Origin of the sequence: Duganella sp. sic0402, assembly GCF_019219065.1 — a bacterium.
In the GTDB taxonomy this organism is placed as follows: domain Bacteria; phylum Pseudomonadota; class Gammaproteobacteria; order Burkholderiales; family Burkholderiaceae_D; genus Rugamonas.
The window spans coordinates 225,774-233,109 of sequence record NZ_JAHUWK010000011.1 but is presented as its reverse complement, the minus strand read 5'-3'; the positions used below and the strand labels follow the sequence as shown (position 1 = coordinate 233,109).

4 protein-coding genes and 3 tRNA genes are annotated in these 7,336 nt (G+C 64.0%); 1 reads left to right on the top strand and 6 read right to left on the bottom strand.

Annotated elements, in window-relative coordinates:
- The 4 genes from KW842_RS22985 to KW842_RS22970 form a co-directional block, all read right to left on the bottom strand.
- Positions 1-715 (bottom strand): elongation factor Tu (locus KW842_RS22985; RefSeq protein ID WP_218306444.1); only part of this gene is annotated, 715 nt, incomplete at its 3' end.
- 87 nt (positions 716-802) lie between these two features.
- Positions 803-877 (bottom strand) — tRNA-Thr (locus KW842_RS22980).
- A gap of 56 nt (positions 878-933) precedes the next feature.
- Positions 934-1,007, bottom strand: a tRNA-Gly gene (locus KW842_RS22975).
- A 55-nt stretch (positions 1,008-1,062) separates the two neighbouring features.
- Positions 1,063-1,147, bottom strand: a tRNA-Tyr gene (locus tag KW842_RS22970).
- Positions 1,148-1,345: 198 nt separating this feature from the next.
- Between KW842_RS22970 and KW842_RS22965 the strand changes: the two genes are divergently transcribed.
- Positions 1,346-4,603 carry an EAL domain-containing protein gene (locus KW842_RS22965; protein ID WP_218306443.1) on the top strand — a complete coding sequence of 1,086 codons (3,258 nt, stop codon included), beginning with the start codon at positions 1,346-1,348 and terminating at the stop codon, positions 4,601-4,603.
- 12 nt (positions 4,604-4,615) lie between these two features.
- Here the strand turns inward: KW842_RS22965 and KW842_RS22960 are convergent, their stop codons facing one another.
- Both KW842_RS22960 and KW842_RS22955 read right to left on the bottom strand, forming a co-directional pair.
- The gene (locus KW842_RS22960) at positions 4,616-6,193 is read right to left on the bottom strand and encodes a DUF3369 domain-containing protein (protein WP_218306442.1); all 1,578 of its coding nucleotides are present in this window, start codon (positions 6,191-6,193) and stop codon (positions 4,616-4,618) included.
- Positions 6,194-6,270: 77 nt separating this feature from the next.
- The gene (locus tag KW842_RS22955) at positions 6,271-7,287 is read right to left on the bottom strand and encodes a J domain-containing protein (RefSeq protein ID WP_218306441.1); all 1,017 of its coding nucleotides are present in this window, start codon (positions 7,285-7,287) and stop codon (positions 6,271-6,273) included.
- Positions 7,288-7,336: the final 49 nt, after the last annotated feature.

The window sequence follows — 7,336 nt, the reverse complement described above, 5'->3', positions numbered from 1 at the left end:
TGATGCCGCGCTCAACACGACCGGTCACCACGGTACCGCGGCCCGAGATCGAGAACACGTCTTCCACTGGCATCAGGAAGGCGCCGTCAACTGCGCGCTCTGGGGTTGGGATGTAGCTGTCCAGTGCGTCGGCCAGCTGCATGATCGCCTGTTCGCCCAGAGGACCGGTGTCGCCGTCCAGTGCTTTACGTGCCGAACCTTTGATGATAGGCAGGTCGTCGCCTGGGAACTCGTATTTCGACAGCAGCTCGCGCACTTCCATCTCAACCAGTTCCAGCAGTTCTTCGTCGTCGACCAGGTCGCACTTGTTCAGGAACACAACGATGTATGGAACGCCAACCTGGCGGGCCAGCAGGATGTGTTCGCGGGTCTGCGGCATTGGGCCGTCAGCTGCGGAGCACACCAGGATCGCGCCGTCCATCTGCGCTGCGCCGGTAATCATGTTCTTGATGTAGTCGGCGTGGCCTGGGCAGTCAACGTGAGCGTAGTGACGCGAAGCGGTTTCGTACTCAACGTGTGCGGTGTTGATGGTGATGCCGCGTGCTTTTTCTTCTGGAGCAGCGTCGATCTGGTCGTAAGCCTTAGCTTCGCCGCCGAATTTTTTCGACAGAACGGTTGCGATCGCAGCGGTCAGGGTGGTCTTGCCGTGGTCGACGTGGCCGATGGTGCCGACGTTAACGTGCGGCTTGGTCCGCTCGAATTTCTCTTTTGCCATTTTAGACTCCTAACGATTTGGTGTGATTGGCAGGGAACCCTGCCCAACTGTCTTGATAGTGCTACCGAACTGCCGTACTGCGTATTCTGGTGCCCTTTACGTGGATTGAACACGTGGCCTCTCCCTTACCAAGGGAGTGCTCTACCACTGAGCTAAAAGGGCTTATGGGGTACTACGCTTTACAACTGCGATACTTGCGTATCTGATTGCAACAACACTGGAGCGGGTGAAGGGAATCGAACCCTCGTCATAAGCTTGGAAGGCTTCAGCTCTACCATTGAGCTACACCCGCGAGGTATTGGTTCAATTCATTTCACTTGCTGCGCCACTCAGTCTTTTGCAAAACTTGGTGGAGGGGACTGGATTCGAACCAGTGTACTCTGAGAGAACGGATTTACAGTCCGTCGCCTTTAACCACTCGGCCACCCCTCCGCGAGGAACCGCAGAGTATGAAGCAATTTTTCCGAGCCGTCAACTCATTTTCGCATCTTATCGATGCTGCGTTGACAGTTCGTCTGCTTCGGGGCGAGATTTTATACGCACCAACTGCGATTGTGCAAGTGTTGTTTTTATGTTGCATGATTTCCTATACAATCGTCCGCACCCTATGAGACTCCCGGAGCCTTGCGTTTGAAGAATCGAAGCGGTCGCTGGCCTACTTTGCTGTTCGCCAATCTGGTCCTGTGGGCCGTGTACTTCGCCACCGGCCGGCTCGGTCTGCTGCTGGCGCTGCCGCCGGGCTATGCGTCCCCGATCTTTCTGCCGGCCGGTATCGCATTGGCCGCCTGCGTGGCCGGCGGTGCGCGCATGCTGCCAGCGGTGGCGCTCGGTTCCCTGTCGGTCAACCTGGTCTACCCGTGGCTCAGCCCTGGCGGCATCACTTCCGCCGCGCTGGCGGGCGCAGCTGCACCGGCCTTGGGCGCGGCGCTGCAAGCCTGGGTGGGCAGCGTGCTGTTCCGCCGCTATATCGACCAGGCGATCGGCTCAGGCCGCGATGTGGTGCGCTTCATTCTGCTGGCCACCACGGTCACGCTGGTGTCGAGCACGGTGTCGGTGTCCGGCATGCTGGCGCTCGGCATCCTGCAGCGCGACGGCCTGGCTGCCGACTGGCTGGCCTGGTGGATGGGCGACACCATCGGCATCCTGCTGGCGGCACCGCTGACCTGGATCGCCATCGGCCGGCCGCGCGCGCTGTGGGCGCGCCGCCGCACGCTGGTCGGCCTGCCGCTGGTGCTGTCGGCCGGCGCCTTCATCGCCATCTACCTGCAAGCGGACCGCTGGGAAAGCAACCAGCAGCTGCAAACCTTCCGCCTCAAGGCGCAACAGACCGGCGACCTGCTGCAGGCGCAGTTCAGCGAACACGAACGCTTCATTTACGCGATGGCCAAGGCGCTCAACGATCCGCGCCGTGCGATTGGCGCCGACGACTTCAGCAACCTGGCGCACGGCTATCTCGACCAGCGCCCGGAGCTGCTGTCGATGGCCTGGCTGAGGCCGGTTGAAGGCAGCGAGCGCGGCGCATTCGAAGCCTGGGCGAGCCAGCACGCGGCGCCCGGCTACCGCATCCGCGAGCGCGATGACGCCGGCACATTCACCATTGCCAGCCAGCGCGAACGCTACTTCGCCGCCACCTTCATTGAACCGGCCGCCAGCCGCGTCTACCTCGGCCTGGACTTCCTGCACGATCCGCAGCGGCGCGACGCGCTGGAACGGGCCATCCAGTCCGGCCAGCCGACCGCCACCGGGCCGCTGCAAATCCTGCCGCGAAACGCCGGTCCCGGCCTGCTGCTGCTGCAAACCGTCTACCCGCCCGGCAGCCATCGCCAGGCCATCGGCGCCTTGCTGATCTCGATGCAGTTCGACGACTGCCTGAACCAGGCGCTGAAGCGTTCCGAATTCCCGCACTTCCTGCTGCGCTTTGAGGACACCGACGACGAAGGTCCGCGCCGCGTGGTGCAGGACACGCTGGGGCGCGCGGTGGACGCCGGCGACTTCCAGCGCCAGCTGCACTTCGGCGGCCGCATCTACGAACTGACGCTGGCGCCGACGCCGGCCTATCTGCAACAGCAGCGCGGCTGGCAAAGCTGGACCGTGCTGACCTGCGGCCTGCTGCTGACCGGCCTGCTGGGCACGCTGATGATGCTGATCAGCGGCGAGCGCGCGCGCATCCAGGCCGAGGTAAAAGACTCCACCTCGCGGCTGCGCCAGCGCGAAGCGCGCCTGCAGGCGATCCTCAACAAGGCGGCCGATGCCATCCTCACCATCGACAGCAACGGCATGCTGATGTCGGCCAACGCCGCTGCCGGCCGGCTGTTCGGCTACGCGCCGGAGAAAATGGTGACGCTGCCGCTGGACAGCCTGATACCGGTTGGTGTCGGCGAAGCGGCGGGCCTGGATGCGGCGGGCCTGCTGCGCATGATCGCCTGCGGCGTCACCCACGAATACGAGCTGCCCGGCTGGCGCAGCGACGGCAGTGAATTCCCGCTGGCGATGTCGGTGTCGGAAGTGGAGCTGCCGGACGAGCACTTGTTCGTCGCCATCCTGCACGACCTGACCGAACAGCATATGGCGCAGGAGCGCATCCACCGCCTGGCGCACCACGACACCCTGACCGGCCTGGCGAACCGGCTGTCGCTGAACCTGCGGCTGGAGCAGCTGCTGGCGCAGACGCGGCGCAACGGCGGCATGGCGGCGGTGCTGTTCATCGACCTGGATCACTTCAAGAAAATCAACGACACCCACGGCCACGAAACCGGCGACCTGCTGCTGGTGGCGGTGTCGCAGCGGCTACAGGAACTGCTGCGCGAAGTCGACACCATTGCCCGCCTGGGCGGCGATGAATTCATCGTGGTCACCGACGGCGCCATCTCGCCGGACGACGCCTCCAACATCGCGGTGCGCATTGTCGACGCGCTGACCGCGCCGTATCACCTGAACGGCAAAACCGTGCACAGCGGCGCCAGCGTTGGCGTGGCCATGTTCCCCGGCGACGGCGAAGACGCCGGTACGCTGATGCGCCACGCCGACACCGCGATGTACGCCGCCAAGAGCCAGGGGCGCGGCAACTTCCAGTTCTTCTCAGAGGAGATGAACACCGCCACCCACGATCGGCTGATGCTGGAAAGCCGGCTGTGGCAGGCGCTGGAGCAGGACGAATTCGAACTGTATCTGCAGCCGCAGGTGGAGCTGGCGACACAGCGCATCATCGGCGCCGAAGCGCTGCTGCGCTGGCACCATCCAGAGCTGGGCATGGTGGGGCCGGACCGCTTTATTCCGATCGCCGAAGAATCGGGCCTGATCCTGCCGCTGGGCGACTGGGTGCTGCAGCGCGCCTGCACACTGCTGCATGCGTGGAGTGTGCCAGAACTGGCGCACCTGCGGCTGGCGGTCAACCTGTCGGCACGCCAGTGCCACGGCCCAGGCCTGCTGCCGCACCTGGACCGCATGCTGCACAGCCACGGCATCGACCCGGCCTTGCTGGAACTGGAGATTACCGAATCGGCGGCGATGCAGGATCCGGAACGCAGCCGCGCGCTGCTGATCGAATTACGCTCGCGCGGCATCAAAGTAGCGATTGACGACTTCGGCACAGGCTACTCGTCGCTGAGCTACCTGAAGCTGTTTGAAATCGACCGCATCAAGATCGACCGTGGTTTCGTAAAAGATATCGAAAGCGATCCGAATGATGCGGTAATTGTCGCCGCCACCATCGCTCTGGCGCACTCGCTCGGCCTGGAGGTGATCGCCGAAGGCGTAGAAACCCAGGCCCAGCGCGACTTCCTGCGCGCCAAGCAATGCGACGAAGCGCAAGGCTACCTGTTCGCCAAACCGATGCCGGTAGCGCAATTCGAAGCGATGGTCCGCGCCGCCAGCATCGCCGCCGCCTGAGCCAATCCGGGGTCAGTTGGGGGTTTGGCCGATGGCGGGGTCGCGTTCGATCATATCCAGTAGCGCGGCCACCACTTCGGGGTCGAACTGCTTGCCGGCGCGGTCCTTGATGTAGGCCACCGCCTCGGCGTGCGGCCACGGCTCCTTGTACGGGCGCTCATGCAGCAGCGAGTCGAATACGTCGACCACCGCCACGATACGCGCCGCCAGCGGAATCGCGCTGCCCTTCAGCTGGTTGGGATAGCCGCCGCCGTCCCAGTGCTCGTGGTGGCCGCCAGCGATCTGCGCGCCATAGGTCAGGTAGCTGACGCCATCTACCATATTCGCCGCGCGTTCCAGGATGGTCTTGCCCACCGCCGCGTGCTGCTGCATTTCGGCGCGCTCTTCCGGCGTGTGAATGCCCGGCTTGAGCAGGATATGGTCCGGCGTCGCCACCTTGCCCACGTCATGCAGGATCGACGCCAGGCCGATCATTTCCAGCAGCTGCGGCGTGATTTCGTCCGGATAGGCGCCACGCTCGTGCAGCCGCTGCGCCAGCGTCGACGACAGCATCTGCACCCGCCGCACATGGCCGCCGGTGCCGCTGTCGCGGAATTCCGCCAGGTCGGCCAGCGCCACCACCGTGGCTTCCTGCGCCTTGCGCAGCTGGCCGAACATATACAGATTGTCGAACGCCGCCGCGATCCGCTGGCAGAACACTTCCAGCAGGTCGCGCTGGATTTGCGCCAGCGGCCATGGCGGCGTGACCGAAATCGCCACCTCGCGGTTTTCCTGCGTGTGGATGAACAGCACATTGGCCGGATGCTCGAACTGCGATTTCTTTTCCGCGAAAGCCTTGGAGATGGTCGGCCACAGCGGGTGCCCGGCCGGCATCAGCTCGGCGTCGTTGAGCGCCGCGTAATTGCCGGTGGCCGCCACCACGGTGGTGACGCCGGTGTCGCCCTGCATCAGGCACAGCACGCCGTCCGAGCCGACATCCAGGATCGCGCTGACCTGGTTCAGCACACCGGAGGCGAACTCGCGCAGCGAATGGATCTGGTACAGATTGGTGGCGCCGGCCAGGATCTTGCCCAGCCCGACCCGGCTGCGCTCCAGCATGTTCAGACTCTCGTAGGCGCGCAGCGCCGAGATCACCGTGGTGAACAGCTTCTGCGTGGTCAGCTCGGTCTTGGCCTTGTAGTCGTTGATATCGTATTCGATGATGACGCGCTGCTCCGGCGCCTGGCCCGGCTGGCCGGTACGCAGCACCACCCGCACGATCGAATTGTGGAGTTCCTCCCGGATGCGCCGCGCCAGGATCAGGCCAGCGTCGTCGGTTTCCATCACCACATCCAGCAGCACCAGCGCAATGTCCGGCGTGTCGCGCAGGATGTCGAACGCTTCGCGCCCGCTGTAGGCAGAGAACAGTTCCAGCTCGCGGCCCTTGAAGCTCACATTGCGCAAGGCCAGCCGCGTCACCGCATGCACATCGACATCGTCGTCGACAATCAGCACCCGCCATAAACGCTGGTCGGGGGCACCGAGACCACTGGCCGGAAGCTCATCCTCGTCTTCATCGATCAGCCAGTTGTCATCGTTGGAATCGGTCATGCGCATCTCCTGTGGTTGCCCTCAGGATAATCAGATTCCCCCCCTGTGACAACTGTTATTGGCGCTGCACTGAAGCTCTAGTTGTTGACGGGGGACGCCCCGGTTTCCATCGCGGCCGTGGCGGTGCGATTGGCGCCGCCGCAGGCGCCCGGATTGGCGCCGACGTCGAGGTTCTGGTAGCGGATTTCGTACTTGCCGTTGCTCAGCTTATCGACCAGCAGCTTGTCATGCGCCTGCACATAGGCGTAGCGCACATTCGAACGGCGGTCCATATCGTAGACCTTGATGAAGACTGCCGAGCTATTACTGCTGTTGTCCAGCGTCAGCTGCATCTCGTCGCCGCGATTGCCGACCGGGAAACCTTCCATATAGCCGGAGCGGGCCGGCCACGGCTCGCCGTTGGGCGCCACCAGGGTTTGCGTCTGGGTTTCGCTGTCGCATTCGGCGCCTGCGCTCGGCAGCACGATCTGCGAGGTGGCCGCCACCTTGACCGGCGACGGCTTGACCGTGAGCGAATCGGACAGCCGCACCGTGGCCCAGCTGTCACGCTGCTCGGCGCGCGCATCCTTCTGCTCGCGAGGCGCATGCGCGGCGGCGTCCGGCGTGGCGGCGTTGGCATTGATGCCGCCGTTCTTGCCGCCCCAGGCGCTGCTCAGCAGGCTGCCCATTATCTGCGGCTCGGCCACCATGGTGGCGCCGCCGATCCAGCCCAGCGCCAGGCAGGCAGCCAGGCCGCCCCAGAAGCGCCAGTCGCGGCGGCGCCGGCGCCGTGGCGCAGCTTCATGGACGTGTTCAGGATGCCAGGTGCTGTCGTGGCGCGCCTTGCTGCCTTCCTCGTGGCGGGTGCTCTCCAGCCACTCGATTTCCCACTCTTCCGACGCGATCCATTCGTCATGCTCCTTGCGGCGCTGGGCGTCGGACAGGGTTTCGTAGGCGCTGTTGAGTATGGCCATGATACGCGCCGCCTTCTCATCCCCAGGATTTTTGTCCGGATGATACTTTTGGCTGAGCGCCTTGTACGCGGCACGTATGACCTCCTGTGGCGCCATGCGCGACACTTTCAGGTTGTCATAGTGGGTGTGTATCTTAGCCATAGCAGGAAATCGACGCAGAATCAGTCATCATAGCCCATCTTAGCGCATG